This is a genomic window from Massilia arenae (genome assembly GCF_008014745.1).
GTDB lineage: Bacteria > Pseudomonadota > Gammaproteobacteria > Burkholderiales > Burkholderiaceae_D > Telluria > Telluria arenae.
Genome location: NZ_VPFD01000006.1, coordinates 39,259 through 54,127, shown reverse-complemented (window position 1 = coordinate 54,127; position 14,869 = coordinate 39,259). Strand labels below are relative to the sequence as shown.

Annotated in this window: 15 protein-coding genes and 1 pseudogene; 6 read left to right on the top strand and 10 right to left on the bottom strand. The window is 66.5% G+C overall.

Going from position 1 to position 14,869, the window contains the following annotated elements:
- Positions 1–53 precede the first annotated feature (53 nt).
- Positions 54–1,676, top strand: coding sequence for an alpha,alpha-trehalose-phosphate synthase (UDP-forming) (locus tag FVD38_RS07665; protein ID WP_147934271.1), 1,623 nt, complete (start codon positions 54–56; stop codon positions 1,674–1,676).
- Here FVD38_RS07665 and FVD38_RS07660 read toward each other — a convergent pair.
- The 4 genes from FVD38_RS07660 to FVD38_RS07645 are packed head-to-tail and all read right to left on the bottom strand — an operon-like array spanning position 1,660 to position 4,730.
- Positions 1,660–2,373: a glycosyltransferase family 2 protein gene (locus tag FVD38_RS07660; protein ID WP_147934270.1), complete on the bottom strand. Its 714-nt coding sequence runs from the start codon at positions 2,371–2,373 to the stop codon at positions 1,660–1,662. The genes FVD38_RS07665 and FVD38_RS07660 overlap by 17 nt on opposite strands.
- A complete protein-coding gene (locus tag FVD38_RS07655) occupies positions 2,370–2,960 on the bottom strand; it encodes a methyltransferase domain-containing protein (RefSeq protein ID WP_147934269.1) in 591 nt (196 codons plus the stop codon). Before FVD38_RS07655 ends, FVD38_RS07660 begins: the two co-directional genes overlap by 4 nt.
- On the bottom strand, positions 2,953–3,726 hold the full coding sequence (locus tag FVD38_RS07650) for a PIG-L deacetylase family protein (protein ID WP_147934268.1): 774 nt from the start codon (positions 3,724–3,726) through the stop codon (positions 2,953–2,955). The genes FVD38_RS07655 and FVD38_RS07650 overlap by 8 nt, the downstream gene beginning before the upstream one ends.
- Positions 3,714–4,730, bottom strand: a complete 1,017-nt coding sequence (locus FVD38_RS07645; RefSeq protein WP_222706903.1) for an acyl-CoA dehydrogenase family protein — start codon at positions 4,728–4,730, stop codon at positions 3,714–3,716. Before FVD38_RS07645 ends, FVD38_RS07650 begins: the two co-directional genes overlap by 13 nt.
- Before the next feature lie 218 nt (positions 4,731–4,948).
- Between FVD38_RS07645 and FVD38_RS07640 the strand changes: the two genes are divergently transcribed.
- Complete coding sequence (locus FVD38_RS07640; protein WP_147934266.1) at positions 4,949–5,407, top strand: DUF2721 domain-containing protein; 459 nt, start codon at positions 4,949–4,951, stop codon at positions 5,405–5,407.
- A 316-nt stretch (positions 5,408–5,723) separates the two neighbouring features.
- Here FVD38_RS07640 and FVD38_RS07635 read toward each other — a convergent pair whose 3' ends face one another.
- On the bottom strand, positions 5,724–5,951 hold the full coding sequence (locus FVD38_RS07635; RefSeq protein WP_147934265.1) for a hypothetical protein: 228 nt from the start codon (positions 5,949–5,951) through the stop codon (positions 5,724–5,726).
- A gap of 11 nt (positions 5,952–5,962) precedes the next feature.
- Positions 5,963–6,913: an alpha/beta fold hydrolase gene (locus FVD38_RS07630; RefSeq protein ID WP_147934264.1), complete on the bottom strand. Its 951-nt coding sequence runs from the start codon at positions 6,911–6,913 to the stop codon at positions 5,963–5,965.
- 134 nt (positions 6,914–7,047) lie between these two features.
- Between FVD38_RS07630 and FVD38_RS07625 the strand changes: the two genes are divergently transcribed.
- Together FVD38_RS07625 and FVD38_RS27275 are read left to right on the top strand one after the other, a co-directional pair.
- Complete coding sequence (locus tag FVD38_RS07625) at positions 7,048–7,641, top strand: CGNR zinc finger domain-containing protein (protein ID WP_147934263.1); 594 nt, start codon at positions 7,048–7,050, stop codon at positions 7,639–7,641.
- 108 nt (positions 7,642–7,749) lie between these two features.
- Positions 7,750–7,980 (top strand): annotated as a pseudogene (locus tag FVD38_RS27275) (aldo/keto reductase); the annotation flags it as partial.
- A 198-nt stretch (positions 7,981–8,178) separates the two neighbouring features.
- On the opposite strand, the gene galB reads toward FVD38_RS27275, so the two are convergent.
- Together galB and FVD38_RS07610 are read right to left on the bottom strand one after the other, a co-directional pair.
- Positions 8,179–10,986, bottom strand: coding sequence for a beta-galactosidase GalB (galB, locus tag FVD38_RS07615; protein WP_229493495.1), 2,808 nt, complete (start codon positions 10,984–10,986; stop codon positions 8,179–8,181).
- A 169-nt stretch (positions 10,987–11,155) separates the two neighbouring features.
- A complete protein-coding gene (locus FVD38_RS07610) occupies positions 11,156–12,865 on the bottom strand; it encodes a glycoside hydrolase family 43 protein (protein ID WP_222706902.1) in 1,710 nt (569 codons plus the stop codon).
- 198 nt (positions 12,866–13,063) lie between these two features.
- Here FVD38_RS07610 and FVD38_RS26425 point away from each other — a divergent pair, with 198 nt between their 5' ends.
- A complete protein-coding gene (locus FVD38_RS26425; protein ID WP_187271508.1) occupies positions 13,064–13,291 on the top strand; it encodes a hypothetical protein in 228 nt (75 codons plus the stop codon).
- Between the two features lie 101 nt (positions 13,292–13,392).
- Here FVD38_RS26425 and FVD38_RS07600 read toward each other — a convergent pair whose 3' ends face one another.
- The gene (locus FVD38_RS07600; RefSeq protein ID WP_147934260.1) at positions 13,393–13,593 is read right to left on the bottom strand and encodes a hypothetical protein; all 201 of its coding nucleotides are present in this window, start codon (positions 13,591–13,593) and stop codon (positions 13,393–13,395) included.
- Between the two features lie 104 nt (positions 13,594–13,697).
- Positions 13,698–14,096, bottom strand: a complete 399-nt coding sequence (locus FVD38_RS07595; protein WP_147934259.1) for a glutaredoxin family protein — start codon at positions 14,094–14,096, stop codon at positions 13,698–13,700.
- A gap of 279 nt (positions 14,097–14,375) precedes the next feature.
- On the opposite strand from FVD38_RS07595, the gene FVD38_RS07590 reads away from it, so the two are divergent.
- A complete protein-coding gene (locus FVD38_RS07590) occupies positions 14,376–14,789 on the top strand; it encodes an Rrf2 family transcriptional regulator (protein WP_147934258.1) in 414 nt (137 codons plus the stop codon).
- Positions 14,790–14,869 lie beyond the last annotated feature (80 nt).

Sequence of the window (14,869 nt, the reverse complement as noted above, 5' to 3'; positions counted from 1 at the left end):
TTGAGTACGTTGGCGCACGGTGGGGCGAAACGTTAATATATTAAGCTGTTTGCATGACAGCGAGATACCAAACCCACCCCACCACGCGGGTGCGCGGCAATCCAGCGCATCTACCGACTCATCTTCCAGACGGACTACCCGTCGACCGCCGCCGCCACGAGCGCAACCTGCTCAGCCCGGCCGACGTGCGCGACAGCACCGACCTGGCCCGTCTGCTTGAACAACTGGGCTGCGGCGACGACCTGATCGTCGTCTCGAACCGCGCCCCCTGCATCCATTCCCATACGCCCGACGGCGTCATTGCCCAGCGCCCCGCCGGCGGCCTGGTCACGGCGCTCGAAGCCGTGCTGGCCAAGGAAGGCGGCTGCTGGATCGCCCACGGCAGCGGCGATGCCGACCGCGACACTTGCGACGAGCATGATCACGTGCGCAAGGAACATCTCGACGCACCGTACCGCCTGCGCCGCCTGTGGCTGGGCGAGGACGAAGTCGCCGGCTATTACGAGGGCCTGTCCAACGAGGGCCTGTGGCCGCTGTGCCACCGCACCGACGTCGAGCCCACCTTCCGCGACGCCGACTGGGAGCATTATGTGCGGGTCAACCGCCGCTTCGCCGAGGCCGTGGTGGCCGAAGCCGCGACTGCGCGTCCGGTGGTGCTGGTCCAGGATTACCACCTGGCGCTGGTGCCGCAGATGGTGCGCGAGCGCCTGCCGGATGCCGTCATCGTGCTGTTCTGGCACATCCCGTTCCCTGCACCGCAGCGGCTGGCGCGCCTGCCATGGCGCGAACAGGTGATGGCCGGCCTGCTTGCCAGCACCGTGGTCGGTCTCCAGACCCCGGCCGACCGGGATAACTTCAAGCTGGCGCGCGGCGCCTGCGCGCTTGGCGCCGGCGCTGCCCACGTCGATGCCTATCCGATCTCGATTGCCTGGCCCGGCCGCCAGGAGCTGCCCGCGCCCGGCCTGGGCGACGACGTCCGGCGCCGTTTCGGCATTGCGCCAGGAGTGCGTCTGCTGGTCGGCGTCGACCGCATGGATTACACCAAGGGCATTCCGGAGCGCTTGCAAGCCTTCGAGCTGCTGCTCGAACTGCGTCCAGAGCTGCTGGGCCAGGTGAGCTTGCTGCAGATCGGTGCGCCATGCCGCGGCGCCTTGCCGGCCTATCAGGAAATCTCGCGCCAGGTGAAGGCGATGACCGCGAGGATCAATGCCCGCTTCGGCACCGACACCTGGCAGCCGGTCGTGCTGCACGCGGCCAGCGCCAATGCGGCCACCGTCACCGACTGCTATCGCGCCAGCGACGTGTGCCTGGTCACGAGCCTGCACGACGGGATGAACCTGGTGGCCAAGGAATTCGTGGCGGCGCGCAACAACTTGCGCGGTGTGCTGGTGCTCAGCCGCCAGGCGGGCGCCGCGGCCGAGCTGGAGCAGGCCTTGCTGGTCGAGCCGCGCGACATCGGCGGCATCGCCCGCGCCATCGGACGCGCGCTGGACATGCCGCCGCAGGAGCAGACTGACCGCATGCGTGCAATGCGCGCCGTGGTGAGCCAGAACACGGTGTTCGGCTGGGCGGCACGCCTCTTGGGCGACGGCATGCGCATCGCGGCGGGCCGTACGGCGCGCCCGGAGCTGGCCCGTCTCGGTCAGTGGGCCGCCCAGGCTAGGGAGCGGCGTTGAAGGGCAGCATGCCGATGGCCAATGCCCGCAGCGTGTCGCCGAATCCGCCGCGCGCCCGTGCGTCGATGCGGGCGCTGGTGACGACCCTGGGCTGCGCGCTCCAGGCGAAACGGGCGCCGATGCTTTCCAGCGCCCGCACCAGCAGCACGTCTTCGTGGCAGCCGACACAGGCGAATCCGCCTGCTGCCAGATAGGCCTCGGCGCTCACGCCCAGGTTCGCCCCGTGGATGTGGCGATGGCCGTCGCGGTCCTGGTAGTCGCCCCTGAATCGTTCGCACAGCACGGACGACTGTTCGCCATGCGCCGACCAGTCCTCGACACCGACCGATCCGCACACCACATCGGCATCAAGCGCGATCTGCGCGGCCAGCCAGCCGGGCGCGACGCAGGTGTCGGCATCGGTGAACGCCAGCCAGCGCACGCCATGCTCCAGCAGGCGCCGTGCTCCGGCGGCGCGCGCGGCGCCGACCTGGCGCGCCGAGATCTCGCGCCACTCCAGGCGGCAACCTGCCGCGTCGAATAGCGCCTCATGGGTGGCGACGACGTCCAGCGAGCGGTCGCTGCAGGCATCGAGCACGACGCACACCCGTACTTCCTCTCCCGCCAGCGCCGGATGGCACGCCGCGCGCAGTAAAGCGTGCAGGCAGGCGTCGAGGTAGGCTTCCTCGTCGTGGGCGGGAATGGCGACGCCGATCATGGGTGGCCTCCATGCGCTGACCAGGTCTCCAGCACGAAATCCTGGTCATGATGAACCATGCGCCGGCGCAGGCCCGGAATATCGCCGGCGGCCCGGTGCAGCGCCTCCGTGCTGCAGGCGCGATCGTCGAAGTCGTGCAGGTAATGGCACATCACCAGCTCGCCGTCGGGCGCGAGGCCGGCGGCGGCGCGGGCCAGCAGCGCGGCGGCCTCAGGCAGCGGAAAGTAATAGGCCAGCTCGCTGATGACGATCAGATCGAAGGTCTCGCCATCGGGCCAGTCGTCCGGCAGCCGGCGCTGCTCGAAACGAACTGCGCCTGCCAGGGCCGGAGGCATATCCCTGCGCGCCGCATCCAGTGCGGCGGCCGCGCCGTCGCTGGCCAGCAGGCGCTCGCAGCGCGGCGCGAGCGCGGCGCTCAAGGCGCCATTGCCGCAACCGGGCTCGAAGGCATTGCGGTAGTGCGGCTTGGCCAGGCTGGCCAGGAGGATGGCGCGCTTGCGCCGTTCGTACCAGGCGCCATGCACGTTCCAGGGATCGTCGCTGGCGCTGTACAGCGCCTCGAAGTGGCGCAGGCGGGTGTCAGTCATGGCAGTCGAAGAACAGTTCGAAGGGGTGAAGTACGCGCTCCATGGCGAAAGCCGGCAGGATCGGGGCGGCGCCGGTGCTGGCGTCGCCCTCGACCTGGCTGGTGAAGCAGGCCAGCGCCGCGCGCTTGCGCTCGAGCGCATCGGCCGGCAGTGCGAGCTTGCGGGCGTGCGACCAGGGCATCGCCCCATCGCCCGGTGTGCTCCAGTGCCAGCCCCATACCGGCGCCTGGAGCAGGCGAGCTTCGTGCTCACGCGCCGCCGCAACGCAGGCGCGCGCCGTGGCCTCGTGATCCGGATGACCGTCGTGGTCCCAGGTGGTGATCAGCAGGTCGCCCGGCCGCAGCAGCGCGCCCAGGCGGGTGGCCAGCACCGGCTCGGCCGCCTCGACACCGCCATCGGGAATGCCGAGCCGCTCGATGCGCGGCTGCGCCATGCCCAGGCAGGCCAGCGCGGCCACGGTCTCGCGACTGCGCTGCGCGCGCAGGCGCGCCGGCGGCCAGTCGGGCGAGCCGGGATGGCTCGCTTCGCCATCGGTAACGGCCACCACCAGCGGCGCGTCGCCCCGCTGCGCGAGCAGGTACAGCAAGGCGCCGCAGGCGAGGATCTCGTCGTCCGGATGCGGCGCGACCACGACGACGCGCGTGCCGGGCGGCGCGAGACGATCGAGCGTCGTGAGCGGTGCGGTCGCCAGCTCCGGGGCGAGGCGCCAGGCCGCGGCCGTGGTGCCGGCGCCGGCGATATGGCGCGAGCGCGCTACAGTGTCCATGGCGCTGCTCCCGACTCGCTCACCAGGCGCCCGAGTGCTTCCAGGTCGCGTTCAGCGTGGCTCTGGCGCATGAAGACCGGCAGGTCGGCGTACAGACGCGCCAGCGCCGCGTCCTTGCATAGCGGCCCGGCGCCCAGCGCGCGTCCGGCCGCGGCCAGCACCAGGCCGGCGCTGGCCTCGACGCTCAGGCGCACCGAGAGCGCATCGCCCATGGCCTTGGTGTGCGGCGAGCGGTCGATCCGCGCCGCGGCTTCGCGCATCAGCGCGGCACTCCCCTGCAGCGCCACCGCCGCTTCGCCCAGTTGCGCGAGCCGGTGGGGATCGCCGCGTCCGGCGACGCGTTCGCGCAGGGCCTCGGCAAGACGGGTCGCGGCGCCGAACCAGCAGGCCGCGACGCCCGCGCCGCCATGCCAGAAACCGGCGCGTTCGACATAGAAGCCCGGGCCGCCCAGCACCCGGGCCTCGACGCCATCGAAGCGCACGTCGACGCTGCCGCTGGCCGCCATGCCGACGGCGTTCCAGCCATCATCGGTGACCGTGACGCCGGCCTGGCGCAGGTCGACCGCCGCCAGCATCGCGGCGCCGTCCGGACGCCAGCAGCTCACCACCGCGTGGGTGACGTCGCGCGCACCCGAACACCATGCCTTGCGCCCGTCCAGGCGCATTCCGCCATCGCTGCCGGTGTAAAGCGCCAGGCGCGCGTCCGGGGGCTCGGCGCACCAGGTGGCCCAGAGTGCGTCGTCGGCGCCGCCATGGGCGCCCGCCTCATGGAGGATGGCCAGGGCGTCGGTATGTCCTTCGAACAGCTTGGCGAGCGCCAGGTCGTGGGCGCCGACGGCGGCCAGCGCGCGCCAGCGATCGAGCGTGGCGCCGTGGCCGGGCAGGGGCAGGCGGTCCAGGCGAAGTGCGGCGAGCCGCTTCAATGCGGTCGCTGGCGCCGCATCCTGCAGGGAGGAGAGCGCGGTGCGCAGGAGCGCCACGAGGGGCTCCCGGGTGGAGGACATTTCGGAATGCATGGCAACTGTCTTGCAAAAATTTCATCGTATCATTTGCACAAGAGTTAGCTCGTCCGGCAGGTGCTCAAGCGTGCGCGGGAAAATGATATTCCTGGAGTTGTGATAACGATGGTTGGCATGCCTGCTCCGCCATAAGGAAGAGGCGAAGCGCGACCTCGCATGCTCTGCTGCTACACTTGCAGCATGTCTGTCCTGACGTCGTTCCCATGAACCTCCAGCTCAGCGATATCGGTGAAGCCATTCAGTTGGCAATCGCGCCGGTGTTCCTGCTGGCCGGGGTGGGCACGATGCTGATCGTGCTGACCAACCGCTTGGGCCGCCTGATCGACCGCAGCCGGGTGCTGGAAGACCGCCTGAAGGCGCAGCCGGAGAACGACTGCGTGGGCGAACTGTGCAGCCTGTACTACCGCGCCCGTCTCATCAACGTCGGCATCACCGCCAGCACCGCTTGCGGGCTGCTGATCTGCGTCGTGATCGCGATGCTGTTCCTGGGCGACACCACCGACCTGCCGCTCGACCAGTACATCGCCCTGTGCTTCGTGGGCGGCATGCTGGCGCTGATCGTTGCCTTCGTCTATTTCATGCGCGAGATCCTGATCTGTTGCAGCTTCATGCGCGCGCAGCAGTTGAAGGTGCTGGAAGGATGCGGGGCGACGGCGGGATAGGGGACGAGGTTGGCCGAGGCGAGATGCCGGCCGGCGAGAGATTGCGCGTCCGGTCGCTGATGCGCTTGACGCCGCCACCGGCAGATCCGGGTTTGACCGGAAACGACATCAACTTACTGAACGGGCATGGTGACTCCGGAGTCTCTTATCGTCATGAAATCCAATAACGCGATACTTGGTGCAGTCCCGAACGACGTCGAGCGCGAATATCTGTTCGTACCTATCCGCTCCTTGCCGGGGGCCATGGCATGAGCGCAACGCCGGTCTTTGCGCCGCTGCTCACCGCCAACCTCGAAAAGCGGCGCCACCAGATTCATCAGTGCTGGACGAAGACGACCTGCAGCACGTGCGCCAGTTCGGCACGCAGCAGCGCTACGGCGACGGCGCAGCCGTGTTCATACAGCCTGCACGATCCCGAGCACGACCCGGCCGCCGCGGCGCTGGCCGAAGGGTTGCGGCCGGGACCGGACGATTGGCCGCTGGTGTTCTGCCCCGGGACCGAGCCCAAGCGCAACCCCTCGCTGGCCGAGCTGGGCCGCTGCATCGGCCGTAGACTTACCTGGCCCCGCCCAGGTGGCGATCCAGGAAGGTGCGCATCGCCTGCGCGATCTCGGGGCCGTGGGTCTCGATCGCGAAGTGGCCGGTGTCCAGGAAGCGCACCTCCGCCTTCGGATTGTCGCGCTTGAAGGCCTCGGCGCCGGGCGGCAGGAAGAAGGGATCGTTCTTGCCCCAGATGGCAAGCGTCGGCGGCTGGTACTGGCGGAAGAATGCGTGCAGCTGGCCGTACTGCTTGATGTTCTGGCCGTAGTCCACCAGCAAGTCCATTTGCGGGTCGACGCCGATGCGCTCGATCGCCTCGTGAGCCAGCAGGTAGCCGTCGGGCGCCACCACCGTGGTGTCCTTCACGCCCTCGACGTATTGCCACTTGAGCATGTCCAGGGTATTGAACTTGCGCAGCGCTTCCCGGTTGGCCGGCGTCGGATCGGCCCAGGCGGCCCGCATCGGCGCCCAGCCGGGGCTCAGTCCTTCTTCGTAGGCATTACCGTTCTGGCTGACGATCGCCGTGTTCTTTTCGGGATGGCGCACCGCCAGGCGCCAGCCGACCGGCGCGCCATAGTCGAATACATAGATCGCATAGCGCTGCAGGCCCTTCGCGGTGGTGAAGGCGTCGATCACGTCGGCCAGGTTGTCGAAGGTGTACTTGAACGACTGGTCCGTACGCGTCAGGCCGAAGCCGGGCAGGTCGGGCGCGATCACGCGATAGCCGCTGGCCAGCTGCGGGATCAGGTCGCGGAACATGTGGGAGGAGGCGCCGAAGCCGTGCAGCAGCAGGACGGCGGGCGCGTCTTTCGGACCGGCTTCGCGGTAGAACACGTCGACGCCCTTGACCTGGACCGTGTAATAGCGCACGGCGGGCGCCTTTTGATTTACCTGAGCGGCTGCCTGGACGGCGCCGGCGCTGCCGATCGCGGCTGCCATGAGGATAGGTTTGAGAATGCTTTTCATGATGAAATCCCTGTATGAAGTATTGGCTTCTGAAGTAACCCGTAAACATCCCTGCAAGGGGTTATTCATCAAGTATGGCACGCTTTAGGTAACCGTTAAAGTATAATGTTGATGGTTATTGCGAAAGGAAGACCATGTCTGACAACACACAGCGAGCCGCCCTGACCGAGCCGCTGCTCGTGGGCGACCATCCGGCGCTCGACCTGCTCAATACCGAAGCCGGTAGTGGAGAGCAGTACGTCGATTTCTGGCGCAGCGGCGATGATGTCCTGCGCTGGCTAGCGCGCTGCGGCATCGACGCAGGCGAACCGGGCGACGAGGCGCCCAAGGATGCCCTGTTACACGATGCCAAGGAATTGAGGGCGATCGCACGCGAGCTGGTCGAGCGGCGCAAGCAGGGCGAGCGGGGCAATCCGGAGCGGATCAACCTCTATCTGGCGATGATGCAGTCGACGCCAGTACTTGAGTGGAACGAGGACGGCCCCCGGCTCGAGCGCCGGCTTCCCGCGCCGTCGCCGCAACAGGCGCTGGGCCAGGTGGCCGAGTCGGTGGCGGAGCTGCTTTCCAACGGGCAATTCGAGTACGTGCGCCAGTGCGAGCATCCCGAATGTGTGCTGTGGTTCTATGACCGCACCAAATCGCATCGCCGGCGTTGGTGCAGCATGGCCCTGTGCGGCAACCGGCATAAGGCGGCCGAGTTCCGTAAGCGGACCCGTTCTGCGGCCTGAACGATTCGACCACCCGAATTGGCCATCCGAATTGACCACCATTTACTGGCCTCAGCGGCCAGACCTTGCCATCGTCCACCGGAGCACCGACGACAACGAGGAGCAATCATGAGCCTGAAAGATAAGGTGCCAAGCAATCCGCTGGGTTTCGGCACGGCCCCGCTTGGCGATATGTTCCGCAAGATCCCCGAGCAGGAGGCGGCCGACACCATCGACGCCGCCTGGCGCGAAGGAACGCGCTATTTCGATACGGCGCCTTTCTACGGGGCCGGCCTGTCCGAGATCCGCCTGGGCGAGCTGCTGGCGAAGTACCCGCGCGACGAGTACGTGCTGAGCACCGGGTGGCGCGGCTGCAAGCGGTGGCCGAGCGCCATGGGGTGCGATCAAGGCGGCCGGGCTGCAGTTCGCCCTGGCCAATCCGGCGGTCGCGGCGGTGATCCCGGGCGCCAGCCGCCCAGAGCGGGTGGCCGAAGACCAGCTGGCGCCCGACGCGCCGTTGCCGATCGACGCCAAAGCTAGTTGACGCCAGGACGGCGACTACGGCCGCTGGTGGGTCTTGATCGCCTTGTCCGCCGGCCTTGCCTGCAGCGTCACCGAAGCCGGCGCCAGACCGGCGGCCGTGGCCCGCACCGTGATCGGACCGCTGGCGCCCGGCTTGGCGCGTACGATGGCGAGCACCATTCCATTGAAGGCGGCGCGTTCGGCCGACGGGAACGGTTCGAAGCTGGTCGGGTCGCCGTTGTCGGTGGCCACCAGTTCGCCCGGGCCCTCGACCGTGAAACGCACCCGCTGCATGCTGCGCGGCACGTCGACGCCCGCCTTGTCGGCGATGCGCACGGTGACGAAGGACAGGTCGCGGCCATCGCCATCGATCGTCGCGCGGTCGGCGCTGGCCTGCAGCGACGCCGCTTCGCCTGCCGTTTTCACCGAGGCACGGGCCCATTCCTTGCCGGCCTTGTAGCTGACCACGCGGACCTCACCCGGTTCGTATTTCACGTCGTCCCAGCGCAGGCGATAGGTCAACGGCGCCTTCTTCTTGCGGCCCTGCGATTTACCGTTGACGAACAGCTCGGCCTCGTCGCCCGAGGTGAACACGTGCACCGGCGTGACCTGGCCAACCCGATCCGGCCAGGTCCAGTGCGGCAGGATGTGGGCCATCTTGAAATCCGGACGCCAGCGCGACTGGTAGAGCCAGAAGCGGTCCTTCTTGAAGCCGGCCAGGTCGAGGATGCCGGTGTAGGAGCTGCGCGCGCCGTAGTACGGGGTCGGTTCGCCCAGGTAGTCGAAACCGGTCCAGACGAATTCGCCGGCCACATAGGGATGGCGATCGAGCGAGGCGAACACCTTGTCGGCCGACGAACCGAAATCGACGGCATACAGCTCGTACGAACTCACTTGCTGCAGCTTCGAGTCGCCGCCGCGGCCGTCGCGCACGATCGAGCTGTCGGTGGGGTGGACGGGGAAGAAATAGACGCCGCGGCTACTGAAGGCCGACGCCGATTCGCTGGTGAGGATCACCTTGTCCGGGAAGGCCTTATGGAAGCCTGGATACTGCGGCGGCGTGCGGATGCGGTCGGTGCCCTCGAACTCGGGATCCTGGCGGATGCCTTCGCCCTGGTAGTTCAGGCTGATGATGTCCACTTCGGCCGGCAGCGGCATGTGCGGCTTGGCGTAGTTCATGGACAGGGTGGTTGGCCGGGTCGGGTCTTCGTCGCGCGAGATGCCGTGCAGGCGGCGCGCGAGCGCAGCGCCTTCCTTGTCGGTGTACTGCTCGCCGACCTCGTTGCCGATGCTCCACATGATGATCGACGGGTGGTTGCGGTCGCGCCGGATCATCGAGCGCAGGTCTTGCTCGTGCCAGTCGTCGAAGATCAGGTGGAAGTCGAGCGGCGTCTTCTTGCGCTGCCAGGAGTCGAACACCTCGTTCACCACCAGGATGCCCATGCGGTCGGTCAGGGCCAGCAGCTGCGGATCGGGCGGGTTATGGGCCATGCGCAGGGCGTTGGTCCCCATCTCCTGCAGCAGTTCGAGCTGGCGTTCCGCCGCGCGCACATTGAAGGCGGCGCCGAGCGCGCCGAGGTCGTGGTGGTTGTTCACGCCGCGCAGCACGATCTTCTCGCCGTTGACGAACACACCCTCCTTGCCGTCGAAGCGCAGCGTGCGGATGCCGAACGGCGTCTCGACGCGGTCGACGACGCGGCCATCCTGGCGCACCGTGGTCACGGCCAGGTAGCGGTGGGGTTGCTGGGTGGGCAGCGGGCCCCACAGGCGCGGCTTGGCCAGCGTCGCCGTGCCGTCCACGCTGGCGCTGGCGCCCGGCGCGACGGTCGCGGCAGCAGACGTCACGCGCGCCACCGGCTTGCCGGTCGGCTTGCCCTGGGCGTCGAGCACGAGCAGTTCGGTGACGACGTCGGCCTTGACCGGCGCGGCGCCCTTGTTGTCCAGGTTCACGCGCCAGGCCACCTGGGCCGATTCCTTCGACACCTGCGGCGTCGTGACCTGCACGCCCCACTGGCCCACGTGCAGCGGCGCCGTCTTGGTGATCCAGACGTTGCGGTACAGGCCCGCGCCCGGATACCAGCGCGCCGATTCGGGCGTGTTGTCGAGGCGGATCGCCACCTGGTTGCTGGCGCCCGGCGTCACATAAGGGGTGAGGTCGATGCGGAAGGAGTTGTAGCCATAGGGCCAGCCGCCGGCCAGGCGGCCGTTGACCCAGACGCTGGCATAGGCCATGGCGCCGTCGACGTCGAGGTAGACCTGCTTGCCGCGGTCGGCCGCGCTCAGCTCGAGCGTCTTGCGGTACCACGCCGGGCCCCAGGTCTTGAGGCGGCCCATGCCGCCATACGGCCCGGTTTCCAGGAAGGGGCCGGCGATCGCCCAGTCGTGCGGCAGGCGCACCTGGGTCCAGGCGCTGTCGTCGAAGCCCAGGCGCGCGAATGGCGCATCGATGGATGGATCGGAGGCCGGTCGCGCATGGCGGCGCGCCGGATCCTTGATGAAGGCATTGCCGCTCGGGAGTATCCATGGCTTGAGCAGGGCCACGCCGCAACGCTCGACCTGTACCGCCTGGTCGGGCCTGGCGTCGGCGTCCTTGCCGTCGGCCGATTTCTTGACCTCGGGGCGCACGTCGTACAGGTAGGGCGTCGAGTCGCCGCCCGGGTCGCCCAGGGTGAAGCGCCAGCCGTCATTGAAGTCGATGCGCTGGCGGCCTTCGGATTGCGCTGCGGGTGCGGATGCTTGTGTCGCCTGCTGCGCGGCAGCCGGCGCCGTCGCCAGCGTTGCGCCGAGCGCAGCGGCCAGCAGGCAGGCGGTCATCAACGCGCGGGGCGCGGGACTGCCTGCCATGATTGTTGGCGGATGTTGTTCCAAGTCTCCTCCTGTCGATATTGTTATGCTTCAGACACGTTGTCCGGTAAGCCTACCATTGCTTAACTTAAAATGGTAGCGCATAACAAAATTTGTTAGGAATATCTTTGGCCACGCTTCAAGCCGCGGCCACGAGACCGCGACCTCGTCAATACAGGGAAGCCGCGCCCTTCGCGCTGGCGCGCCAGACGTAGGGGCCGATGATCGTGCCGGTGAATCCGCCGGCCTTGCTGGTCGACAGGAAGGTCGCATCGACCCCGGCACGCAGTTCGCGCCGCACGCCGCCGACAGTGTAGAAGAAGTCCATGCGGCCACCGTCGGCGTGGATCTCGAGGTCGATCGCTTCGCCGTCCAACGGTACGCTGGCCAGCACGCGGTCGGTGTCGGACTTGGCGCGCACCGTCAGGGCCAGCACGTCGCGCTGGCCGACCCGGGTCACTCCGTAGAACAGGTGCGACGCGTCACTCTGGTAGGCCACCAGGCCGGCGCGGTCGCCTTCGCGGGAAGGACGGAAGCGCAGGCTGGTGCTGACCGTGGCGACGTGGTGCTGCTGGCGGCGTGCGAGGAAGGCCGGCGTGGCGTCCAGGTCACCGAGCCGGCCGCGTGGCTCCAGCACCAGGCGGCCCGCCTCCAGCCGGTGGAATGGCGCCGCCGGCGTGCGCACGCCGATCCAGGCGTCGGACAGGCGCGCGCCGGTGAATTCGTCGACATAGGCGAAGTCACCGGAGAGCGGCAGGGCCGGGCGCGCCTGCGGCGGCAGCGCCGGCCGCGCGGCGACGAAGGGAATCGGCTTGCCGTCCTCGAGGACCATCGGCCAGTCATCTTTCCAGGTGACCGGCAGCAGGAAGGTTTCGCGGCCGATGTTGTACATGCCGTCGCGGTAGGGGCGGGTGGCCAGGAAGGTCGCCCACCATTGCCCATCCTGGGTCTGGACGAACTTGGCGTGGCCGGCCGAGGTCACCGGATTCGGGCGCGCCGGATCGAGCTTGCGCTGGCTGAGGATCGGATTGTTCGCATAGGGCGTGAACGGGCCGCGCACGCTGGTCGAGCGGAACACCACCTGCGAGTGGTTGTCGCCGGTGCCGCCCTCGGCCGCGATCAGGTAATAGTAGGCGCCGCGGCGGAAGATATGGGGGCCCTCGATCCAGCTCGGCTCGGCCGCGATGTCGACGCCGCCGTTGACCAGCAGGGTGCGTTCGCCCTTGACCGCCAGCGCGGCCGGGTCGAATTCCTGGACCCAGATGGCGCGGTGGCCGTCGTAGCGCGGCTTCTCGGCCGGCGCGTCGTTGCCGACCAGGTAGACCTTGCCGTCCGTATCCCAGAACAGCGAAGGATCGATGCCGCCGAAGGCCAGCTTGACGGGCTCGGACCATGGGCCTTCCGGCCTGGTCGCCGTCATGACCATATTGCCGCCGCAATCGACGCAGGTGGTGACCACGTAGAAGACGCCCTTGTGGTGCGAGATGTCGGGGGCATAGATTCCGCGCGACGAGCCCAGGCCCTGGAAGTTCGCCTGCGAGGGGCGGGTGATCACGTTGGCGATTTGCGTCCAGGTACTCAGGTCGCGCGAATGGAATAGCGGCAGGCCGGGGTAGTTCGTGAACGACGAGTTGATCAGGTAATAGTCGTCCTCCACGCGCAGCACGGAAGGGTCGGGGTAGTAGCCGGACAGAATCGGGTTGCGGTATTGGGTGGCGGTAGGCGTTGCGGTTTCCTGCGATCGTCCTTCGTAGCCGAAGCGCTCGAAGAGGGCGGGGCCTGCCGGTGCGCTGTCGACGCCGGTTTGGCTGTCAGGGGTCGAACAGGCTGCCAGTCCGGCTAACGATGCGATGCCTGCAAGGGTACGTAGAGAGATCATGAAAACCTTGAAAAAGTGAATCTGCGCGGTTGCGGCGAGTAGGGCGGGGAGCAGGATTACCATAAATTGATTGCGCAATCATTGTCGTTGAATAAATATCGAAGTGCAATAATCTTTGCGTGGGGACGACGACCAAGATGCTGCTGCGTCCGCTGTGGCACCTATCTCTTGCATTAAAAAGTAACTAACCAACTAGCGATGTCGAAGCAAAAAATATATTCGAAACCGCTGACTGCGGATGAAATAACAATATGCACAATAGCAACCAAGGGATGGTGGTCAACCATCGACGTGATTAGCGAAGAAGGGCATTGGCAGGCTATCAATAGTGCGCTCGAGATGGCGATGGCGCAGGCGGCGGGCGCCTTGCTGCGGGAGTTCCGTCAGTTGAAGCTGTCGGCTTTCATTCCACCGGAATCTGCTTGACAGGATCCGGGCAGTTCTCATGCCAGCCACTGCTGAATGGGTCGACCATCATGTGGTCAGAGAATCCCGCCCCTGGGGGCGGCATGTCTCGATAGGTAACTTTAGAAGCCGCACCAGTCCCGGCACTCATTGAACTCTTGCAGGCATTGAGCCGACTCCGCGGCGTTAGTGCTGAATTCCAGGCAGCGGGTCAGGACCTGGCCGCAGCCACGCACGCACGCGTCGACGTCCTGCCAGGCAAAGACCGAAGTGCTGGCGCCGAGTCCAACTGCAAACAGCAGGGTAGCCAATTTCTTGTTCATCCATCTCTCCCTATAAAGGTTGAAGCATTGACGGGGATTGCTGCAGAATGGCGCGCCGTCGGTCGCGGCCGTTCCGACACAACGACAGCGCTGCGTCCTGGGCCCTATCGGGCGTTCGGATGGCCGACCTTGGCGAGGGCGGCGTCAAGATGTTTTTTGTTAAAGCCCGTCAGAAGACGGTCGCCGACGAGGATGACGGGCACGACCCGCTTTCCGAGTACGGCGAAATCGCGCTGTCCCTGGTCCGAGTTGTCGACGTCCCGATCGATGAATGGAATGGCGCGTTCGCGCAGATAGGTGCGTGCCTGGATGCAATAGGGGCAGGTTTCAGTGCCGTAGACCACGACCCTGATGTTCGCGTCAGGGTAGTAGGCCGAATAGTCACCGGTGTGGTATGCGGGCTTAAAGGCTTTAAAGAGTTGTGGCGCGATCAGCCCTATTCCGAGGCCGGCCGCCAGTATCAGTGCATACGTCAAACCAGACTTGAACTTGTTCGCAAGCATGACCGTTTCCCGGTTAAGGTATTTATTGAAAATCTCATATACATCTGATGAGCGTCAATGCGCTGGGAATGGAATTGAGATGTGTGTGCGATTTCATGCGGCACGGATCGCTGAAACTTGCGGAACCGTACTGCTCGTCGGTGCAGGGCGCCTGGCAGTGGTGGGGGGGGGCAATGTTCACGTCGTCGTCGCTTAAATGATACTTCTCGAGTATCAATAAATTGCTCGACATTCCGAAACTTTCGGAGTTGCGGTATCCTTGGAGCGGGAGGATTATCGATGAGAGCGGATTTTCGACTGGCGCGCATGCTGCACGCGCTGGTCCATATACATGGACGCAAGGGCACGACCAGTTCCGAGGAATTGGCCGTAGCGCTCGACACAAATCCTGTGCTGGTACGACGCATGATGGGCGGGCTTCGGGAGGCCGGCTACGTACGTTCGACGGCTGGGCGAAATGGGGGATGGGTACTAGCCGTCGATCCCGACAGCATTACGGTGCTGGATGTGTACGAAGCACTCGAGGAGCCGGTGATCTTCGCTATCGGTGCGAATGTCGATCATCCTGGCTGTGCTCAGGAGCAGGCGATCAACGGTGCACTTGAGGTGGCCATGGCGCAGGCGGCGGGCGCCCTCTTGCGCGAGTTTAGCCAGGTGAAGCTGTCGGCTTTCATTCCACCCGCGATCGCTTGATATGTCTACTTGAGCCCGTACGTCAGATATTCGTCTCAAAACGCCACTGCTGGAGTATCAATTAACGCCATATCGCATCT